Origin of the sequence: Mycolicibacterium nivoides (genome assembly GCF_003855255.1) — a bacterium.
Classification (GTDB): Bacteria; Actinomycetota; Actinomycetes; order Mycobacteriales; family Mycobacteriaceae; genus Mycobacterium; species Mycobacterium nivoides.
Genome location: NZ_CP034072.1, coordinates 327,918 through 347,091, shown reverse-complemented (window position 1 = coordinate 347,091; position 19,174 = coordinate 327,918). Strand labels below are relative to the sequence as shown.

The 19,174-nt window shown below is 65.8% G+C and carries 19 protein-coding genes; 10 read left to right on the top strand and 9 right to left on the bottom strand.

The window, feature by feature from the left end:
• Positions 1-124 precede the first annotated feature (124 nt).
• Genes gltX through EH231_RS01705 form a run of 3 tightly spaced genes read right to left on the bottom strand, consistent with a single transcriptional unit; the run spans position 125 to position 3,604 of the window.
• A complete protein-coding gene (gltX, locus tag EH231_RS01715; RefSeq protein WP_124711763.1) occupies positions 125-1,591 on the bottom strand; it encodes a glutamate--tRNA ligase in 1,467 nt (488 codons plus the stop codon).
• Positions 1,592-1,600: 9 nt separating this feature from the next.
• Positions 1,601-2,401 (bottom strand): fumarylacetoacetate hydrolase family protein, encoded by an 801-nt coding sequence (locus tag EH231_RS01710; protein ID WP_090425025.1) that lies wholly within the window; start codon positions 2,399-2,401, stop codon positions 1,601-1,603.
• Positions 2,402-2,461: 60 nt separating this feature from the next.
• Entirely contained in the window at positions 2,462-3,604 is a 1,143-nt protein-coding gene (locus EH231_RS01705) for an alpha/beta hydrolase family protein (RefSeq protein ID WP_124711762.1), read from the bottom strand.
• A gap of 118 nt (positions 3,605-3,722) precedes the next feature.
• On the opposite strand from EH231_RS01705, the gene EH231_RS01700 reads away from it, so the two are divergent.
• Together EH231_RS01700 and EH231_RS01695 are read left to right on the top strand one after the other, a co-directional pair.
• Positions 3,723-4,913: an MFS transporter gene (locus EH231_RS01700; RefSeq protein ID WP_090425024.1), complete on the top strand. Its 1,191-nt coding sequence runs from the start codon at positions 3,723-3,725 to the stop codon at positions 4,911-4,913.
• A gap of 341 nt (positions 4,914-5,254) precedes the next feature.
• Positions 5,255-6,310 (top strand): hypothetical protein, encoded by a 1,056-nt coding sequence (locus EH231_RS01695; protein ID WP_090425023.1) that lies wholly within the window; start codon positions 5,255-5,257, stop codon positions 6,308-6,310.
• A 16-nt stretch (positions 6,311-6,326) separates the two neighbouring features.
• Here EH231_RS01695 and EH231_RS01690 read toward each other — a convergent pair whose 3' ends face one another.
• The 5 genes from EH231_RS01690 to EH231_RS01670 form a co-directional block, all read right to left on the bottom strand.
• Positions 6,327-6,941 carry a dihydrofolate reductase family protein gene (locus EH231_RS01690; protein WP_124711761.1) on the bottom strand — a complete coding sequence of 205 codons (615 nt, stop codon included), beginning with the start codon at positions 6,939-6,941 and terminating at the stop codon, positions 6,327-6,329.
• 131 nt (positions 6,942-7,072) lie between these two features.
• The gene (locus EH231_RS01685) at positions 7,073-7,882 is read right to left on the bottom strand and encodes a BtpA/SgcQ family protein (protein ID WP_090425021.1); all 810 of its coding nucleotides are present in this window, start codon (positions 7,880-7,882) and stop codon (positions 7,073-7,075) included.
• A gap of 33 nt (positions 7,883-7,915) precedes the next feature.
• Positions 7,916-8,638: a class II aldolase/adducin family protein gene (locus EH231_RS01680; protein WP_090425020.1), complete on the bottom strand. Its 723-nt coding sequence runs from the start codon at positions 8,636-8,638 to the stop codon at positions 7,916-7,918.
• Positions 8,635-10,116: an FGGY-family carbohydrate kinase gene (locus tag EH231_RS01675; protein ID WP_124711760.1), complete on the bottom strand. Its 1,482-nt coding sequence runs from the start codon at positions 10,114-10,116 to the stop codon at positions 8,635-8,637. Before EH231_RS01675 ends, EH231_RS01680 begins: the two co-directional genes overlap by 4 nt.
• A 94-nt stretch (positions 10,117-10,210) precedes the next feature.
• A complete protein-coding gene (locus tag EH231_RS01670) occupies positions 10,211-11,008 on the bottom strand; it encodes an inositol monophosphatase family protein (protein WP_205866401.1) in 798 nt (265 codons plus the stop codon).
• A 115-nt stretch (positions 11,009-11,123) separates the two neighbouring features.
• On the opposite strand from EH231_RS01670, the gene EH231_RS01665 reads away from it, so the two are divergent.
• The 8 genes from EH231_RS01665 (at position 11,124) to EH231_RS01630 (ending at position 18,567) form a co-directional block, all read left to right on the top strand.
• Positions 11,124-11,894, top strand: a complete 771-nt coding sequence (locus EH231_RS01665; protein ID WP_090425018.1) for a DeoR/GlpR family DNA-binding transcription regulator — start codon at positions 11,124-11,126, stop codon at positions 11,892-11,894.
• A 46-nt stretch (positions 11,895-11,940) separates the two neighbouring features.
• Positions 11,941-12,714: an SDR family NAD(P)-dependent oxidoreductase gene (locus tag EH231_RS01660; RefSeq protein WP_164480732.1), complete on the top strand. Its 774-nt coding sequence runs from the start codon at positions 11,941-11,943 to the stop codon at positions 12,712-12,714.
• 31 nt (positions 12,715-12,745) lie between these two features.
• Positions 12,746-14,044, top strand: a complete 1,299-nt coding sequence (locus EH231_RS01655; RefSeq protein WP_124711759.1) for an ABC transporter substrate-binding protein — start codon at positions 12,746-12,748, stop codon at positions 14,042-14,044.
• A 61-nt stretch (positions 14,045-14,105) separates the two neighbouring features.
• Entirely contained in the window at positions 14,106-14,954 is an 849-nt protein-coding gene (locus tag EH231_RS01650) for a carbohydrate ABC transporter permease (RefSeq protein WP_164480731.1), read from the top strand.
• A complete protein-coding gene (locus EH231_RS01645; RefSeq protein WP_090425015.1) occupies positions 14,951-15,772 on the top strand; it encodes a carbohydrate ABC transporter permease in 822 nt (273 codons plus the stop codon). Before EH231_RS01650 ends, EH231_RS01645 begins: the two co-directional genes overlap by 4 nt.
• A 26-nt stretch (positions 15,773-15,798) precedes the next feature.
• Positions 15,799-16,851: an ABC transporter ATP-binding protein gene (locus tag EH231_RS01640; RefSeq protein ID WP_090425014.1), complete on the top strand. Its 1,053-nt coding sequence runs from the start codon at positions 15,799-15,801 to the stop codon at positions 16,849-16,851.
• A gap of 1 nt (position 16,852) precedes the next feature.
• On the top strand, positions 16,853-17,791 hold the full coding sequence (locus EH231_RS01635) for a sugar phosphate isomerase/epimerase family protein (RefSeq protein ID WP_124711758.1): 939 nt from the start codon (positions 16,853-16,855) through the stop codon (positions 17,789-17,791).
• A gap of 11 nt (positions 17,792-17,802) precedes the next feature.
• A complete protein-coding gene (locus tag EH231_RS01630) occupies positions 17,803-18,567 on the top strand; it encodes an SDR family NAD(P)-dependent oxidoreductase (RefSeq protein ID WP_124711757.1) in 765 nt (254 codons plus the stop codon).
• On the opposite strand, the gene EH231_RS01625 is transcribed toward EH231_RS01630, so the two are convergent.
• Positions 18,553-19,173 (bottom strand): hypothetical protein, encoded by a 621-nt coding sequence (locus tag EH231_RS01625; RefSeq protein WP_124711756.1) that lies wholly within the window; start codon positions 19,171-19,173, stop codon positions 18,553-18,555. The two genes, EH231_RS01630 and EH231_RS01625, sit on opposite strands and share 15 nt — an antisense overlap.
• Position 19,174: the final 1 nt, after the last annotated feature.

The following is a 19,174-nucleotide window of genomic DNA, read 5'->3' as shown; positions in this document are numbered from 1 at the left end:
CAGGTCACAGGCAATTTCGATCCGATCGGCTCAGCGGGGGCTTCCCCGTTTTGCTTTTCGGACCGACGAGCAGACTACCAAAGATTTTCGGCTCTCTTTACCAAGCCCCGTCACGCCCGGGCGTTCACAGCCGGCCCCGGGCAGCCCGCAACCGCGTCAGGCTGCGGTCGGCGCCCAGCAGTTCCATGGACTCGAACAGCGGCGGGCTGATCGTCGCGCCCGTGACGGCGACGCGGATGGGTCCGAACGCCTTACGGGGCTTGAGCTCAAGACCGTCCAGAAGCGCCGTCTTGAGCGCTGCCTCGATGTTGGCGGTGTTCCACTCCCCGACGCCCTCCAGGGCGCTCAGAGCGGCATCCAGGACCGGCGCGGCCTCCTCACGAAGCTCCTTGGCGGCGGCCTTCTCGTCGATCTCGTAGGAGTCGTCGTCGAAGAACTTCAGCAGTCCCCACGCATCGCCGAGCACGACGATGCGGGTCTGGGTCAGCGCGGCGGCTTCGGCGAATGCCGCGTCGTCCAAACCGGTGTCGTGACCGTGGGCATCGAGATAGGCACGGAGCCGGGCCGTGAAATCCTCCGGCGTGAGCAGCCGGATGTGCTCCGCGTTGATCGCGTCGGCCTTCTTCTGGTCGAAGCGCGCCGGATTGGAGTTGACGTTGGCCACGTCGAACGCGGCCACCATCTCCTCGAGGCTGAACACGTCGTGATCGTCGGCGATGCCCCAGCCCAGCAGCGCCAGGTAGTTCAGCAGCCCCTCCGGCAGGAAGCCGCGGTCGCGGTGCAGGAACAGATTCGACTGCGGATCACGCTTGGACAGCTTTTTGTTGCCCTCGCCGAGAACACTTGGCAAATGAGCGAATTCGGGTACCCGCTCGGCCACACCGATCCGCATCAGCGCCCGGTACAGCGCGATCTGACGCGGGGTCGAGGGCATGATGTCCTCGCCGCGCAGCACGTGAGTGATCTTCATCAGCGCGTCGTCGACCGGATTGACCAAGGTGTACAACGGATCTCCGTTGGCCCGCGTGATCGCGAAATCGGGTACCGAGCCCGCCGGGAAGCTCACCGGACCGCGCACCAGATCGGTCCAGGCGAGGTCATCGTCGGGCATACGCAGGCGCAGCACGGGTTTACGACCCTCGTCGGCAAATACCTTGCGCTGCTCGTCGGTGAGGTCGCGGTCGTAATTGTCGTACCCGAGTTTGGGATTCCGCCCGGCCGCCACATGGCGCGCCTCGACCTCTTCCGGTGTCGAATAGGCCTCGTAGACCTCGCCGGCCTCGAGTAGACGTGCGATCACGTCGCGATAGATCTCGCCGCGCTGCGACTGCCGGTATGGCTCGTACGGGCCGCCGACCTCAGGCCCCTCATCCCAGTCCAGACCCAGCCACCGCAGGGCGTCGAGGATCGCGGCGTAGCTCTCGTCGCTGTCCCGCGCGGCGTCGGTGTCCTCGATCCGGAAGACGAATGCTCCGCCGGTGTGCCGGGCGTAGGCCCAGTTGAACAGCGCGGTGCGCACCAACCCGACGTGCGGGGTTCCGGTCGGCGACGGGCAGAACCGCACCCTGACATGACCAGAGGGAGATGTCATCACTTACCTCTACTTCTGCTTGCGTACAACGGGATTGGTCAGGGTGCCGATGCCCTCGACGGTGACGCTCACGGTGTCCCCGTCCTCGATGGGGCCGACACCCTCTGGGGTGCCGGTGAGGATCAGGTCGCCCGGCAGCAGCGTCATCACCGCCGAGACCCATTCGACGATGGCACCGATGTCATGGATCATCAGCGAGGTCCGGCTGAGCTGCCGCACTTCGACGCCGGCGGTGCCGGCAATTCCACTGGTCACCTCGGTGCGGATCTCCAGGTCCGATGGGTCGAGGTCGGTGACGATCCATGGGCCCACCGGGCAGAAGGTGTCGTGGCCCTTGGCCCGCATCCACTGACCGTCCTTGGCTTGCTGATCACGCGCCGAGATGTCGTTGGCGATGGTGTAGCCCAGGATGTTCTCGGCGGCGCGCGCGGCGGGCACGTCCTTGCAGGGACGCCCGATGACTATGGCCAGCTCGCCCTCGTGGTGAACCGGATTGGCGTCGGCAGGCAGCTGGATCGGCACGTTGGGGCCGATGATCGCGGTGTTGGGCTTGAGGAAGATCACCGGATCCTCGGGAGCTACCCCACCCATCTCCGCGGCGTGGGCCTCGTAGTTCTTGCCCATGCAGATCACCTTGCTGGCCAGGATGGGCGCCAGCAGACGGACGTCGGCCAGCGGCCAGCTCCGTCCGGTGAAGTTGGGATTGCCGAACGGATGCTCGGCGATTTCTTTGCAGACGGCATCGGCACCGTCGCCTTCGACACTGACGAAAGCGACGCCGTCGGGACTGGCGATTCGACCTAAGCGCATTTTGACCAGGGTAGTGCGCAGCGTCTTACCGCCAGTGTTGACGCCTCCTGTCAGTCTCCGTCAGCCGGCGAACGCCGCGGCGAGGAACGGTGTGGAGTCCGGAACCGACGCCAGCACGGTGCCCGAGTGATCTTCGTCCGGATAGACCTTCAGGGTGACGTTCTGTCCGTTTGCCCGCAGCTGCTCGTCAAGCTGCAGCGACATGTTCGGCGGGACATCGCGGTCCAGGAGTCCGACGCCGAGGAAGATCGGCCGGTCGTAACCGCTGGTCGGCGTGCCCAGGTAGGCGTCGAGAGCTTCCGGGGCACCGGGCAGGGTGGACAGCGGCGCGCGGAAGTAACCGGTCGGCGTCATGCCGGCGAGCGCCTGGTCCAGCTGCGGCTTGCACAACACCTCGGCCTTGTCGACCGCATCCAGCCCGGCAGGGGTGAGCACGCTGTCGATGTCCAGGTCGGGCCGCGCCTCCCGCAGGCCGGCCAGGATGTACCCGGTGTAGCTGTTGGCCGCAGGACCGAGATTCGGCGGCAGCGCCATGTCGGGGCCGGCCTGCTTGACGATGCCCTCGACATTGAACGGCGTACCGGTGGCGACCACGCCGCGATAGTCCAGACCGGTCCCCCGGCTGAATTCGGTGGCCCAGCGCGCGCTGTTGACCGCGGCTCCGCCACCCTGAGACTGACCGACGATGGCCCATTTCGGCGACAACGGCAGGTCCATCCGGTGCATCGCGATCACCGAGTCGACAACGCTGTGGGCGGTGGCCACGCTGTTGAGGTAGCTCATCAGTCCCGGGGTACCCAGTCCGGCGTAATCGGAGCCGACGACGGCGTAGCCCTGTTCGAGCCAGTGCGTCAGATACTCGACGTCCCTCGCGCTGCGCGGCTGCGCCGACGGTGCGCAATCGTCACCGAGTCCGACCGTGCCGTGCGCCCACGCGATCGTGGGCCAGCCGCCCTCGGGCACCTGTCCCTTCGGGATGAACACCACGGCCGTACTCAGCGCCGGCGAATCATGCTGATCAACAGTCGAATACAGGATGCGGTAGGCGCTCGCCGCACCCGGCACCGACAGTGCGGGATCCAACGGGACCGTCTCGATCAGCGTGCCTGGCGCGGGAACCGGCGCGTCGTAGTGACGAGCATCCAGACCTGACCAGTTCGGCGCGGCCGCCGCCGCAGTCGGTGCCGCCAGGAGTCCACACATCAGCAAAACGGTTGCTGTCAGCCACAACTTCACCGCCACAGCCTATGGCAGCTTTCACGAACTCCCATATATTGGGATCACAGTTCAATATCCTGAGACGCCGTGAAACGATGCCCCCATGCCTGTTTCATCGATCAGCACGTTCCGCCGTTGGTCGATGTTGGCGATCGCACTCACCGCGACCACATGCGCCAACGTGTTCATCAACGGCGCGGCGTTCCTCATCCCCACCCTGCATGCCGAGCTCGGCCTGGATCTGGCCAAGGCAGGTCTGCTGTCGTCGATGCCGAGCTTCGGACTGGTGGTCACCCTGATCGCCTGGGGGTACGTCGTCGACCGGGTGGGCGAGCGGATCGTGCTGACGGTGGGCTCGGCACTGACCGCCGCGGCGGCGTTCGGAGCGGCCGCGGCGCACTCCCTGGTGACCGTCGGACTGTTCCTGCTGCTGGGTGGAATGGCCGCGGCCAGCAGCAATTCGGCAAGCGGGCGGGTGGTCGTCGGCTGGTTCCCACCCGAACAGCGCGGGCTGGCGATGGGCATCCGGCAGACGGCAACGCCTTTGGGTGTCGGCCTGGGCGCGTTGGTGATTCCGCGCCTGGCCGAGAGCCACGGCACCGCGACGGCGCTGCTGTTCCCCGCCGTGGTGTGTGTGCTGTCGGCGGTGATCTGCGCTGTGGGAGTGCTGGATCCGCCGCGGCCGCCCCGCCATGAGGCGCCGGCCGAGCACCTGGCCAACCCGTACCGCGGCTCAAACGTGTTGTGGCGCATCCACGCGGTGTCGGTGCTGCTGGTGGTGCCCCAGGGCATGGTCTGGACGTTCACCCTGGTGTGGCTGATGAGCGATCGCGGGTGGTCGGCCGCGTCGGCTGGCACGTTGGTGACCGTCGCTCAATTACTCGGCGCGGCAGGCCGGATCGCCGCCGGCCGCTGGTCCGATGTGGTCGGGCAGCGGCTGCGGCCCATCCGGACGATCGCGCTGGCGGCAGCAGCGACGATGGGGCTGCTGGCACTCACCGATTGGCTGGGTTCACCGATCAGCGTCGCGCTGATCGTGATCGCCTCGGTGATCACGGTGTCCGACAACGGTTTGGCGTTCACGGCGATCGCCGAGATCGCCGGCCCGTTCTGGAGCGGACGCGCTCTGGGCACGCAGAACACCAGCCAGCATCTGGCGACCGCCAGCTCGGCACCGTTGTTCGGTGCGCTGATCGGTGTGGCGGGCTACCCGGCGGCTTTCGCGGTGTGTGCGTTGTTGCCGTTGTTGGCGGTCCCTCTGGTACCTGACGATCCGGCGGTTGAGGCACGGTAACCGGGATCGGCGATCCGCTTCGGTGTGAGACATACGCTGCTCTGATGAGATCGGGCATTTCCCCTCGACTTGAGGCTTCGTGGCGCCCCGCCAGAACCGGCCGTCTCGTCGGCGCCGTCTTGACACTCGCGCTCGCGACCAGCGCATGTCAGGTGCGCGACCAGCCGTCGAGCCCGCTCTCCCCAACCGCTTCGCCGGAGGCTCACGGCCCGCTGATCGCCTATACGGTCCCCAGAACCACCCCGTGGTTCGACGCCGGAGAGGTCGGTTTCGTGCTGACAGAAGGCCCGAAACCCGTTGCCACCTGGACCAGACAAGTTGAGCCGTCCAGGTTCGTCGGAATGACTACACCGGGCTTCACCACCGACGGAAAGTACGCCTTCGCGCAGTACTCCGATGAGCAGGCTGGGCGATACCCCTATGACGGCGGCGATATTCACGCCAGGCTGGTGTGGATAGATGTGGCAAGCCGTCAACCACACGAGGTGGACATCCCGGCCGAATCACGCACGGATTCTCGACGGCCGGGTCGGCCCGGCGCCCCATATGCGTTGCAGGGCAGCACGGTCGTCTGGCAGGCCCCGCCGCCGGTGGACGCTCCCGACGGGCAGGTGACCCTGATGCAGCTGGACATCAGCCGACCGGACGCGACGCCGAGGGTGTGGCACACAGTTCAGTTGCCGCCGCGAACGCCCGAGCAACAAGCAGTCCCGGCCGAGACGCAAGACTTCACCGGGAATGTGATTGGCGCAGGTCATGGTCGCGTGGCCATTGTCAAGAAGTATGGTTCCGACAGATTCAGCCAGGCCGATCATCTGTTTCTCGTCGACTCCGACGGCACGGTCCGCGATGTTGAGCACCCACCGACCAGGCAGTGGGTATCAGCGATCTTCAGCCCCGACGGAACCCGATTCGCATACGAGACCGGCAGCACCGCCAAGGCCGGCCCCTGCGACCGACACCAGGTCACCGTGGTCGACTCGGCCACCGGTCACCAGGCTGCCGGATTTCCACAGGGCCCCTTCGATGCGACCCCAAGGCCCTACTTCTACGGCAACCAGACCGGCGCCGTGTGGTGGACACCCGATGGAAAGCTGCGCGCCACCGCCGGCGCCGCGCAGTGTCCGACCAATCGGTCCGAACCCACGCCGGACGGCGGCGTCTGGGAGCTGAATGGCAGCCGGTGGACCCAGATCGCCCCGGACGGCACGTACCGCGACTACCCGCTGCCCAACGGCGACGCGGTGGTGATCGCGCGCGTGCCCCGGCCGCCCGATCAGCAGCAGTCCAACCAACCGTCCACCGTCACAAGCCTGTTCGTGCGTCAGGGCGCTCAGCGGGTCCATATCGCAGATGTGGACGCCAGCGCCGTCACGGTAGCCCCGACCCGCCCCTGACAGCACCCAGCCGAGCTCACCGATCCCGCTCGCTCATATCCCCGGTTCCCGGGACGCCGTCGGCGAGGCCGTAGCGCAGGTACACGATGCCGCTGGGGCCGGCCACCGGCGGTTTGAGCAGTGTGACGTTGGTGGGCACCGCGCCACCGTCGAACACCTTCTTCCCCGCGCCGAGCAGGATCGGGTGCAGCCAGAGGTCGAGACGGTCGAAGAGCTTCTCGCGCAGGAGCGTCTGGACCAGGTCCAGGCTTCCGACGACCTTCACATGTTCATGCTTGTCTCGGATCTCGCGCACAGCGGCGCCCAGATCCGGGCCGAGCTGTGTGGAGCCGGACCACGAGAGATCAGGCTCCCCGCGGGAGGCGACGTACTTCGGGATGCTGTTGAACAGTTTGCCGAATTCGTCGGTCTGGTGCGGCCAGTGGGCGGCGAAGATGTCGTACGTCCGGCGTCCGATCAGCAGCGCATCGGTGCCCTCGTAGGCGGAGCCGACCTGTTCGCCCGAGACCTCGTCGATCAGTGGCGCCTGCCAGCCGCCGAACGAGAACCCCTCGGGGTCTTCGTCGGGGCCACCGGGCGCCTGCGCGACGAGGTCCAGGGTGGCGAACATTTCGATCTCGATGAGGCCCATGGCGTTACTCCCGATGAGTTGGTTGCTCTTTCGAAAGGTAGACCGGTGGGCACCGGCAGACTCATCGCCGAAGGAACTGAGTCGCCCCGAGCCGCGGCAGACTCGACCCGGGGCGACTCCGAAGTTGAAGGCTAGCTCTGGCGGAAGTTCCTGACCACGGTCATCAGCTTCTCCACCCGCTCACGATCCGAGCGGTTCTCGAACACCCCGTCCTTCTTGAACGCGGTACCGACAACCGCGCCGTCGGCGATGCTCAGCTGCGCCTCGGCGGTCTCCACCCGCATACCGGTGTTGACGAATACCGGGACGTCGCCCGCGTTGTTCTTGACCGTCGACAATGCCGAGGTGTCGGTCGGCGCACCGGCGGTGAGCCCCGACACGACCAGCGCGTCGGGCTTGGCGTTGAACACCGTGGACCGGGTGATGTCGGCGAGATCCCGCTCGCCCAGATACGCCGTGGCCTCCGGAACCACGTTGAACAGCAGTCGGACATCGCCGGCATCGACGCGGCGACGGTGCCGGGCTGCCTGGCCCACGTTGGTGTTCCACAATCCGAAATCACTGCCGTAGACGCCGGTGAAGATCTCCCGCACGAACTTCGCACCGGTCGCGGCGGCGAGGTCGATCGATGCCACACCGTCCCACAGCACGTTGACGCCGAACGGCACCTCGACCTCGTCGAGAAGCTCGCCGACCACGCGGGCCATGGCGATCGCGGTGATCGGCTCGGTCTTCGTCAGGTACGGCAAGCTGAACTCATTGGAGAACATCACCGCGTCAACCCCGCCGGACTGAAGCGCATCGAGGTCGCGACGCGCGTTGTCCACCACCGCTCGCATCCCGGCCGCCGTGTCAAAGGACGGATCGCCCGGCAGCGCATCCAGGTGCAGCATCGCAATCACCGGTTTGTGCACGCCGAAGACATCTTCAAGCCATTGCATGGTTTACCTATCTCCTCTTGTTCTTCTTGTCTCTCAGGCCAAGCGCTGGATCGTGACCGTCTGGGTGTCGAGGTGGACGCGTCCTTCCTCGATGTCGCGCGCGAGGTCATGGTCGAAAATGTGGTAGAGGCTCAGCTGTTCGGGAGTGACCCCCAGCGACGCCACCTTCATCGCCTGCCGCGCGGCTTTCTCGATGACGGTGGCGGTGAAGAGTGCGTCAGCCAGGTCCGGGCCGAGCGCCACCGCGCCGTGCCGGGCCATCAGGGCCGCCTTGCTGCCGTCGGCAAGCACGGCGACCATGTTGTCGCCCAGTTCTTTTGATGCGACGACCCCGAACTTCCCACACCGGATCGGGCCGAACCCGACGCGAGTGTACGAATCGATGGTCGCGGTGGGGATGTCCTTCTCGGCCGCCGCGAACACCTGTGAATCCTCGGCATGGGTATGCACGATGGCATTGACATCGGACCGGGCCGCATAGATCGCGAGATGCATCGGCAGCTCGACGGTCGGCTCGGTCAGCGATTCGGGCAGGGTGTTGCCGTCCGGGTCGACGACCGCGACGTCTTCTGGGCGAACATCTTTCCAGCTCCGTATCGGCAGCCGATCCGATGGCGCAGGCAGCGCGTAGACGACGTCGCTCTCCCGGTCGAACAATGTGATGTCGCCGGAATCCAGACCGGTGGTCAAGCCGAGATCGACCATGCGCCAACCGCCGTCGGCCACCGCAACCTTGTAGTCGTGACGGATCTTCACCGCGCCCGCCTCGTCAGTCCGTGAGAAATGGGCACCAGCGCATCGCCGGCCTGCCGCCACAGCTGATACGCCTCTTCATAGATCGCCGACCGATCACGGTCGGGCACCACCGGCGCGTCGAATTGCAGGAATCGCGCGGCGTCATCGAGACCGAGCGCACCTACTCCCACACCCGCCAAGATGGCGGCCCCGAGTGAAGCTCCCGGATGGTCACGCACCGGCGACAATTCGGTGCCGAGCACATCGGCGTGGATCTGCTTCCACAGGGTGGACTTGCTGCCACCGTTTGTCACCCTGGCCCTGGACAACGTGATTCCCGCCGATCTCATGACCTCGGCGTTGTGCCGGAACCCGAAAGCGATCGCCTCCAGCACCGATCGGTACATGTCCGCACCGGTGTGGGCCAGCTCGAGGCCGATGAACGCGCCGCGCAACTGCGGATCGTGGATCGGCGATTTCTCACCGAGAAAGTACGGCAGGCACAACACCGCCGCGGGTCGGCGTACGGCGGCCTCGACGTCGAGATCCGTCAACGGCGTTCCGCCGATGAGGGTCTGGAACCAGCGGATGAGGCTGCCACTGGTGGCCATACAACCGTTGGGCAGCCAGGTGCCCTGCCGGGGGTGCGCGTCGAGATACAGGCGCGCATCGACGATGGGATCGGCGCAGGCAGTGAGGATGTCACCGGCACCGCCCAACTTGACCAACCAGTCACCGGCAGTGTCGACCCCGGCCGCGTAGGCCGACAGCACATGGTCGGCGCCGCCCACCACCAACGCGACATCGGTCGGCAGGCCGGTGGTTTCGGCCATCGACGGGCTGATCGTGCCGACCCTGGTGCCTGGCCGGTACACCTCGCACAGCGACGAAACCGGTAGGTCGACTGCCTCAAGCGCCGGACCGAAGTGCTTCCCGTCGAGGGTGTACAGGCCGGACTCCAGCGCCCAGTTCTGCTCGACGTGCGGTTCCGCTCCCAACGCGATCAGTACATAGTCATAGGACCCGACCAGATAGCGCGTCGCCGACCAGCATTCGGGTTCGTTGCGCTGCAACCAGCGCACGGTGGGTGCCACCGACTGCTGGGTCAGCGCGGATCCGGTGCGGGACAACATATCCGCACCGTCGATCACCGTCGACAGCTCGTCGATTTCACGGGTGGCCCTGGCATCGTTCTGCAGGATCGGCCGGCGCACCGGTTTCAGGTCGGCATCGAGGCAGACCACCGCGGGAACCATGCCGGTCGCCGCGACCGCGGCCACCATCCCCGGGTCGATCTGAGATTCGGCCAGTACCTGCCGAATTCCCTCTACCGCGTTGGTGACCCAGGCCGCGGCGTCGGCCTCGGCGTAGGCCGGCCCGTCCGAGAAGATCGGAGAGCTCAACGTCGCCTGCGCCACGATGCCGGCCGTTTCGTGCAGCAGAACCGTTTTGGTTCCGGTGGTGCCGATATCGACACCGATCAGATAGGTGCCCCGCAAAGAACTGTCTCCTGTCCAGAGTTCACGATGCCAGCGCAACGTGTCGCTGACACTAGCCGAGAGTGTGAAGAACTATCAACCTTCTGTTAACAATTCACGACTGACGCGGTTCCGAGACGGTGACCCGAAGCTCATCGGCCACAGCCGCCGGTCGCCGCACCGCCAAGCCCGCCTCTTCGGCCACCAAGGCCGCAGCCGCCCAGTCGTACTCACCGAGGTGGCTCTCGACGTAACCATCCAGCGCACCCTCGGCGACAGCACAGATCGCCAGCGCCGCCGACCCGAGGGCCCGAGCATCGGTGTATCCGGCCATCATCTCGGAAGTCATGCCGCACTGGGCCCGGCGCACCTCTGCCGAGTAGGCATAACCCATTCCCAACAGGCGCGCGGCGCCGTCGCCCCCGGCAGCCGGCCCGGTCAACCGGTACACGCCCGCCCCTTCGGCCAGCCATGCTCCGCCACCCCTGTAGGCGTAGTAGGTCTTGCCGAGCACTGGAGCGTCGACCGCGCCGGCGAGCCACTGTCCGGTGCGAATACAGACGGCGCCGACCGAGGTGGCGTAGTACGGAATTCCCCTGGTGAAGTTGGTCGTGCCGTCCAGCGGATCGATCGACCACCGCACCCGCGCGCCGGCCGGGGCCGTGCCGGGGAGCTCCTCCCCGGTGACATGGTCATTCGGCCTGCGACTGCTCAACACCGCGCGCACAGCGCGCTCGGCGGCGACATCCACATCGGTCACCAGGTCGCCCCGCTCACCCTTGACCGTCACGCTGGCACTCGCCCGTGGACGTGAACGGAGTATCGCCGCACCCGCACGCGCCGCCTCAAGCGCAACGTCGACCAGTTCGGCTGCCAGCCCCGATGGGCTGTCGCGCTGCTCAGAATCCACCATTGTTATCTCTTCCCATCTCACACCCGACTATGTTAAACATTAACGACATTCGTCCGTGAGTTGAAAGATCACAGTGGAAACTGTCAATCATTCACAGATAGTCACAGGGGTGCCGATGTCAGTCGAAGAGCGAAGAGCCCTCATCGAAGAGCGGCTGCGGTCTGACGGCGAAGTGGACTTCGCCTCATTGGCCGCGATGTTCGAGGTCTCGGAGATGACGATTCGGCGCGATATCGACGTCCTGGAGTCCCAAGGCGCGGTGCGCCGGGTGCGCGGCGGTGCGATCGCCTACTCGCACAAGGCCGAAGAGCCCGCTTTCGGCACCCGGGTCGAGTCGGCCACGGCCGAGAAGGCTCACATCGCAACAGCTGCGGTCGAGCTTCTGGAACCACACGAGACCGTCATCATCGACAGCGGCAGCACCGCACTGGCCGTGGCGCATCAGATCCGCGGCCGCGGGCTGGGTTTGACCGTGATCACCCCGAGTGTGCTTGCCGCGCTCGAACTCGTCGACGAACCCAACACCACGGTCTTCCTCACCGGTGGACGGCTGCGGCCCGGGGAACTCAGCCTCATCGGCTCCGATGCACAGGCGACCTACCGGCGGTACAACTGCGACACCTACATCATGGGCGTCGCCGGTGTCGATGCGAAGCGTGGACTCACCGACTACCACAGTGAGGAAAGCGATGTGAAGCGCGCGGCCATGGAGTCCGCCGACCGCGTCATTCTCGCCGTCGACTCCAGCAAGCTCGGGCGTGTCCAGCTGATCAACATCGCGCCGCTGAGCGCGGTGAACACCATCGTGACAGATGGCCCGCAGGACGATCCGGTACTGGACGCGGCCCGACAGCAAGGCATCGATGTGCGGGTCGCGCACGAGTGATCTCGGCAGTCCGCACCCACCGATCACAGCAAGAGAAGGAAGAACATTGACGAAGACAGTCGTAGTCACGGGCGCGGGATCCGGCATCGGCAAGGCCATGGTGACCGAGTTGGCCCGTCGGGGCTGGCAGGTCGTCGTGACCGACGTCGACGAGCAGGCCGCCAAGAACTGCTCGCAGCAACTCGACACCGCAGCCGGTCAGCGACACGAGTATCTGCAGCTCGATGTGACCGACCCGGCCGGTGCCGCTCGCGTCGCCGACGATGTCGCGGATCGGCTCGGACTGGACGCGTGGGTGAGCAACGCCGGCATCTCATTCATGGAGCGCTTCTTGGACATGCCGCTGGACCGGGTCGAGAAGACCTTCGACATCAACCTCAAGGGCGTGTTCATCTGCGGTCAGGCGGCCGCCCGGGCAATGGTCCGCACCAAGAGCAAGGGCACCATCGTCAACACGGCGTCGATGGGTGGCAAGCAGGGCCGGGTTCCGTTCCTCAGCGATTACATCGCATCCAAATTCGGGGTCATCGGACTGACCCAGTCGATGGCCTACGAACTGGCCGAGCACGGCATCACCGTGAACAGCATCTGTCCCGGCTATGTCGCCACCCCGATGCAAGAGCGCGAACTCGAGTGGGAGGCCTCGTTGCGGGGCACGACCGCCGAAGCAGTGAAACAGATGTGGATCGATGACACCCCGCTCGGACGGGTCGAGCAGCCCGAAGACATCGCCAAGGCGCTGACCTTCCTGCTTTCCGAGGACGCCCGGTTCATCACCGGCGAGGCACTTGCCGTCAACGGCGGCGCCTTCATGGATTGATCACCACCGAATCAACAGGATTGGAAGAGATATGGCAGCAACGAGAAAGTGGTTGTCCTCAGTCGCCGCGCTGTTAGGGGCGACCACATTGGCGCTGGCCGGCTGTTCGAGTTCCGGACCGGCGAGCGAAAGCGGAAGCGGCGCGGGTGATATTCCCGCCGACCACGCCGGCACCGTGAAGATCCTCATGGAGGACGAACACGACACCGAAGCCGTCGAGTCTCTTCTCGACGGGTTCAAGAAGGCGTACCCGAACATCAACGTCGACATCGAGAAGCTTGCCTACGACTCGATGCGCGACAAGCTGGTGGCGTCGTTCCAGGCCCCGCAGGGCACCTATGACCTGATCATGATCGACAACCCGTGGACCGACGATTTCGTCAACGCCGGATTCCTGGCGCCGCTGGACAGCCGGATCGGGTCGGCCAGCAAGCTCGACTACGACGATTTCTACCCGTCGCTGCGCGGGGTCAACGAGATCGACGGATCCACCTATGGCATCCCGATGTACAACTACGCCCAGGGCTACATCTACCGCGACGATCTGCTGCAGCAGGCGGGCCTGCCGGTGCCGACCACCCTCGACGAGCTCGTGACGACGGTCAACAAGCTGACGACACCGCAGCACGCCGGTATCGCGCACAGCCCGCAACGCGGCTACAAGATTCTCGAGGAATGGTCGAGTTGGTATGCGGCCGCGGGCGGCTCGATGTTCGACAAGGACGGCAAGCCGACGATCGACACCCCCGAAGCCCACAAGGCGCTGCAGATCTACATCGACACCCTCAAGACCGCGGCCCCGCCCAACAGTGTGAACTGGGCACAGGACGAGACCATCCGGTCGCTGTCCTCCGGCGGATCGGCGTCCATCGTCGGCTACAACTGGCTGACCTCCAGCCTCAACGCACCGGGGTCCGGGGAACTGGCCGGGAAGTTCAAGCTGGCACCGATGCCCGGTGGCCGGGGCGCACTGGGCACCTGGTCCTGGGCGATCCCGGCCAACTCCAAGAACCCGGACGGCGCGTGGGCGTTCATCTCCTGGATCACCGACAAGGACACCGACAAGCAGCGGGTCATGCGCGGCGGAGCGCCCACCCGGATCTCGACGGTGGCCGACCCTGAGGTCCGCAAGTCCGGCAACGGTGAGAGCTACTTCGCGGCGGTGGACGAGATCCTGAAGAACAACGTCCCGTTCGCGCAGGGGCTCAACGCCGAACAGATGGTGCAGGAGGTCGGCACACAGCTCAATGAAGCGGTGATCGGCGCCAAGACCATCGATCAGGCGCTGGCCGACGCGCAAACCGCGGCCAACCAGATCACCGGCCGCTGACCCGGTTTCCGCGGAGCGCTCCCCCTCCAGCGCTCCGCGGAAACCGCCTGGAGAGAGCACAATGAGAAAGTTCCGCTACGGCATGATGGCGCCGTTCGCAACGGTATTCGCCGTTGCCATCGGCTTCCCGTTGGTGTACGCCGTGTACCTCAGCTTCGTCGACAAGAAGCTGACCTCACAGCGCCCGGCGCAGTTCACCGGAATCGACAACTACACCAAGGCTTTTCACGGGAAGTTCATCGGCTCGCTGGGCGTCACCGCGACGTATGTGGTGATCGCGGTGGTCGCCGAGCTCGTCCTCGCACTGCTGATCGCGCTGGCACTGCAGCGGCAGCGCTGGATGAAAGATCTCACCCGGTCGGTTCTGCTGATCCCGATGTTCATCACCCCGATCGCCGTGGCGCTGGTGTTCCGGTTCCTGCTCAACAGCCAGCTCGGGGTGATACCCAACGCATTGCACAAGATCGGCATCGACCACGACTTCTTCGGCTCCGGCTCGGCACTGTTCACCCTGATCGCCATCGATGTCTGGCAGTGGACACCATTTCTCGTTCTGCTCTTGGTCGCCGGGCTGGAGTCGCTGCCCAAACAGCCGCTCGAAGCCGCCAAGGTCGACGGGGCCAGCGGGCTGTACACCCTGTTCCGGGTCACCCTGCCGCTGCTGTCTCCGGTGCTGACCGTCGCGGTCATGCTGCGCGCACTCGATGCGCTGAAAGTCTTCGAGTACGTCTACGCCACGACGCGAGGCGGCCCGGGCACCGAGACGGAGACCATCCAGTATCTGATGTACCAGACGGGGATTCAGTTCTTCCGGCTCGGTGAGGCGAGCGCCATGGCGTGCCTCGTGCTGGCGTTCGTGCTGGCCGTCATCGTCGTCGTGTACCGCCGAATGGAGAAGTCCGCAGCATGAGTGACCTACGGCGCAAGTCCTTCAGCGCGCTTCGGATCGGGTTCCTCCTCGCCGGTGTCGCGATCGTCGTCCTGCCACTGGCCTGGATCGCGCTCGCCAGCTTCAAGACGCCCGGACAACTCAACGATCCGTGGCTCATCGCGTTCTCACCGTCGATGGACAACTGGAAACACGTGCTCGACAGCACGATCGTCAGCGCCGTCGTCCGCAGCGCCATCGTCGCATTCGTGACGGTGGGCATCAGCATCACCGTGGGCAGCATGGCCGCCTACTCCATCAGCCGCTACAAGACCGGTGGTTCGGCAACCAGATTCGGCATGCTCGCCGCCCAGGTGCTGCCGCCTGCGGTTCTGGTGTTCCCCTTCCTCACCGCCGGGTACGCGATGAATCTGAGCGGAACCCTGATCCCCGTCATCTTCGCCCACATCAGCTTCGTGCTGCCGTTCGTCACGTGGTTCCTGATCGGGCTCTGGGAAGCGGTTCCCCGGTCCTTGGAGGAACAGGCCCTCGTCGACGGACTCACCCGGTTCGCCGCGTTCCGCAAAGTGATGATCCCGCAGGTCTATCCGGGCATCGGCGCCTCGGCGATCTTCGGCTTCATCCTGTCCTGGAACGACATGTTCTACGGACTCATCCTGGCGCCGAACAACAATCAGCTTCTGCCGGTGGCCATCTCATCGTTCAACACGTTCCGCGGCGTCGACCTCGGCTCGATGAGCGCCGCCATCATCATCTCGATCGTTCCCGTCATCATCGCGGCATTCTTCGTGCAGCGACGCCTGATCCAAGGCATGGGCGGCGGAGCCGTCAAGTTCTAGCCGCCTCGGCAATTTTTGGAGATCACATGGCAACTATCACATTCCGCGATGTGTGCAAGGACTACGGTCAGCACCGCATCGTCGACAATCTCAGCCTCGACCTGCCCGACGGTTCGATGACGGTGCTGGTGGGGCCGTCCGGGTGCGGGAAGTCCACGTCCCTGCGCATGCTGGCCGGCCTGGAACCCATCACTTCCGGCGACATCTTCATCGGCGAGCGCAACGTCACGCACGTCGACACCAGGGACCGCGACATCGCGATGGTGTTCCAGAACTATGCGCTGTACCCGCATCTGAACGTGCTGAACAACATCGCCTTCCCGTTGCGGGCCAAGAAGGTCAAGAAGGCCGAGGCACACCGGAGGGCCACCGAGGTAGCCGAGTCGATCGGGCTCGGCAGCCTGCTCAACCGGCGGCCCAAAGATCTCAGCGGCGGTCAGCAGCAGCGCGTCGCGATCGCCCGTGCCATCGTCCGGGAACCCTCGGTGTTCCTGTTCGACGAGCCGCTGAGCAACCTGGACGCCAAACTGCGGGTGGAAACCCGCACCGAGCTGCTGCACATCCAGCGCCGGCTGGGTATCACTTCCTTCTACGTCACCCATGACCAGGAGGAGGCCATGACGTTGTCGGACCGCATGGTGGTGATGCGGGAAGGCAGTGTGGCCCAGACCGGCACCCCGCTGGAGGTCTACTCGAAACCGGCGGACACCTTTGTCGCCACCTTCGTCGGGTCACCGAAGATGAACCTGATCCCTGGGAAGAACGAAACCGGCGGATTCCGAACCGAATCCGGGTTGCAGCTCGACCTCACCGCGCCGAGCGACGGCCCCGTCACGCTCGGCGTACGGCCCGACGATCTGCTGCTCACCCCCGCAGCGGAGGCCACCGCCACCGTGACTCTGGTCGAACTGCTGGGGCCGCGCGCCATTGTCACCGTCGCTACCGGCGAGGTGGAACTGACGGCGGTGGCCGAGGTCAGCCGGCTCAGCGGGGTCACCCCAGGGGCTCCGGTCAGCTTGCAGGTCAGGCCCGACGCCGCACACTTCTTCGATCATTCGACCGGAAAGCGAATCAACTGAGATGACAACCACTTCCGCCGACGAACCCAACCTCGTCCTCGGGATCAACACCTGCTTCGCCGTCAAACGCTGGCCCCAACCGCAGGACTGGGCCCGCATCGTGGTCGAGGACTTCGGGCTGTCCAGCGTCCAGCTCAGCCTGGACCTGGTGCCGTTCGGACTGAGCAGGGACGCGATCCGGCGCTACGCCGAACGGGTTCGCGCCGCCGTCGACGAGTTCGGCATCAGCATCCACAGCGTGTTCACCGGGCTGGCCGCCTACTCCTCCCCGCTGCTGCTCTCCGAAGACCCGTCCGACCGCGCCGCGGCATTCGAGTGGTACCAGGAGATGATCGCCTTCACCGCGGCCGTCGGTGCCACCGGACTCGGCGGGCATATCGGTGCACTGTCAGTGCCCGCTGCCGCCGACCCCACGCTGGCGCAAACACTCATCGCCACCGAACTGGACCTGATGCGCGAACTCGCCGAGACCGCCGCCGACGCCGGACTCGATCACCTGCAGTTCGAAAACCTCGCTGTCACACGCGAATACGGACACAGCATCGATGAGGCCCACGCCATCGAGGCCGAACTGTCCGGCACCGCCGTACCTTGGCGGCTGTGCCTGGATCTCGGGCATCCCTCATCGCTGACGCCCGGAACACCCAGCTCCGACCCACTGGCCTGGCTGGCCGAGAAGTGGCTGAACACCCCGGTGGTGCAGCTGCAGCAGTCACCCGCCGGGGCGGACCACCACGGCCCGTTCACCGCGGCGGCCAATGCCACCGGCACCGTCGACCGAGATGCGGCACTGGCCACGCTGTCCGGCTGGAACGGTGATGTCCACCTGTTCTTCGAGATCATCCATTCGAACGAGTATCCCGACCCGGCCGTCCTCGACGAGCTACGCGAGAGCGTGCAGTTCTGGCGCGAGGGCCTCGACCACCCGAACACACTCTGAGAGGGACACCCATGGATATCGGCCTGCGCGACTCCGTCGCATTCGTCACCGGCGGCGGCACGGGAATCGGCCGCTGCACCGCACTGGCCCTGGCGGCCGAAGGTGCGGCCATCGCGGTGGCCGATATCCACATCGAGTCAGCCCGGGCCACCGTCGCCGAACTCACCGCGCACGGCGCCGAAGCGATTGCCGTAGAAGCAGATGTGAGCGACGAGGAGTCGGTGGCCGATGCCATCGCGACCACCGCGCACGAACTCGGCAGTCTCGATTCACTGGTGCTGTGCGCCGGGGTCTCCGGCCTCTACGGTCGCTCGATCGACGAGATCAGCACCGGTGAGTGGGACCGGATGTTCGACATCAACGTGAAGGGCCAGTGGTTGCCGGTCAAGCATGCGCTGCCGTTCCTGCGACTCAGCTCGAAGGCGTCGGTCACCATCGTCGCCTCCGACTCCGCCCTGGTCGCTTCGCCGCTGCATGTGCCCTACTGCGCATCGAAGGGTGCGCTGATCATGATGGTCAACGCGATGGCCGTCGATCTTCGTGCCGACGGCATCCGGGTCAATTGCGTGTGCCCGAGCGTGGTCAACACCCGAATGCCCAAGAACGACATCGGTTTGTCCGACGACGCCGACCTCGGCGACCGCTACCCGATCCACGAGCCCGACGACATCGCGCGCTACCTGACGTTCCTGGCCTCCCCCGCCGCGGCGACCATCAGCGGGCACGCCCTGGTCGCGGACTTCGGATTCGTCGGGCAGTCGTCATTCCCGATGTGATTCCGCGGTGCGCCGATCCGATGCCCGGGTGACCCGTTTCGACAGGCGCGGCTGAACCAGCAAGGCCGCCGCCAGAAAACACAGCGCGCCGACGAACGTGCCGAAGTTGGCCAGCCGCTCATCGACGGTCACCCCGGTCTTGCGGACGAATGCCGCCAGCGCGGACACCCCGAACGCCATGCATCCGGCCAGGTTGATCCACGCGGCCTGCCAGTCAACGGATTTCGGTGACCACATGCCGACCGCCAGCACCGCCAGCACGCCGCTGATCAGGAAGGCCAGCGATCCGGTCGCATCGGGTGCCCAGACGAACCGGCGCTCGGCCAGGACGGCGTGGGCCCACACGGCCACTCCGGTGCTGAGATTGAACAGCAGCGTCCCGGCGAATTGGGTGGCCGCCGACCACCATCCGAGGCCGCGCCCGGCCAGCACGAGCTGCATGCCCGCGGCCGTGGTGAAGAACCACGAGCCGACGAAGCACAGCGCATTCGTCGCACCCGCACCGGCGAGGGCGGGAAATCCCGGCACCGTGGCGAGCGCGAAGAACGACGATCCGATTGCGAACAGCAGGCACTGCCGCTCGAGTGTGGCGAACCGGGCGGTCATC

Bases quoted from the DNA above. Each gene is read 5' to 3' on its own strand.
- gltX (WP_124711763.1), bottom strand. From the start codon at position 1,591: ATGACATCTCCCTCTGGTCATGTCAGGGTGCGGTTCTGCCCGTCGCCG.
- EH231_RS01710 (WP_090425025.1), bottom strand. From the start codon at position 2,401: ATGCGCTTAGGTCGAATCGCCAGTCCCGACGGCGTCGCTTTCGTCAGT.
- EH231_RS01705 (WP_124711762.1), bottom strand. From the start codon at position 3,604: ATGTGTGGACTCCTGGCGGCACCGACTGCGGCGGCGGCCGCGCCGAAC.
- EH231_RS01700 (WP_090425024.1), top strand. From the start codon at position 3,723: ATGCCTGTTTCATCGATCAGCACGTTCCGCCGTTGGTCGATGTTGGCG.
- EH231_RS01695 (WP_090425023.1), top strand. From the start codon at position 5,255: ATGACTACACCGGGCTTCACCACCGACGGAAAGTACGCCTTCGCGCAG.
- EH231_RS01690 (WP_124711761.1), bottom strand. From the start codon at position 6,941: ATGGGCCTCATCGAGATCGAAATGTTCGCCACCCTGGACCTCGTCGCG.
- EH231_RS01685 (WP_090425021.1), bottom strand. From the start codon at position 7,882: ATGCAATGGCTTGAAGATGTCTTCGGCGTGCACAAACCGGTGATTGCG.
- EH231_RS01670 (WP_205866401.1), bottom strand. From the start codon at position 11,008: ATGGTGGATTCTGAGCAGCGCGACAGCCCATCGGGGCTGGCAGCCGAA.
- EH231_RS01665 (WP_090425018.1), top strand. From the start codon at position 11,124: ATGTCAGTCGAAGAGCGAAGAGCCCTCATCGAAGAGCGGCTGCGGTCT.
- EH231_RS01655 (WP_124711759.1), top strand. From the start codon at position 12,746: ATGGCAGCAACGAGAAAGTGGTTGTCCTCAGTCGCCGCGCTGTTAGGG.
- EH231_RS01650 (WP_164480731.1), top strand. From the start codon at position 14,106: ATGAGAAAGTTCCGCTACGGCATGATGGCGCCGTTCGCAACGGTATTC.
- EH231_RS01645 (WP_090425015.1), top strand. From the start codon at position 14,951: ATGAGTGACCTACGGCGCAAGTCCTTCAGCGCGCTTCGGATCGGGTTC.
- EH231_RS01640 (WP_090425014.1), top strand. From the start codon at position 15,799: ATGGCAACTATCACATTCCGCGATGTGTGCAAGGACTACGGTCAGCAC.
- EH231_RS01635 (WP_124711758.1), top strand. From the start codon at position 16,853: ATGACAACCACTTCCGCCGACGAACCCAACCTCGTCCTCGGGATCAAC.
- EH231_RS01630 (WP_124711757.1), top strand. From the start codon at position 17,803: ATGGATATCGGCCTGCGCGACTCCGTCGCATTCGTCACCGGCGGCGGC.
- EH231_RS01625 (WP_124711756.1), bottom strand. From the start codon at position 19,173: ATGACCGCCCGGTTCGCCACACTCGAGCGGCAGTGCCTGCTGTTCGCA.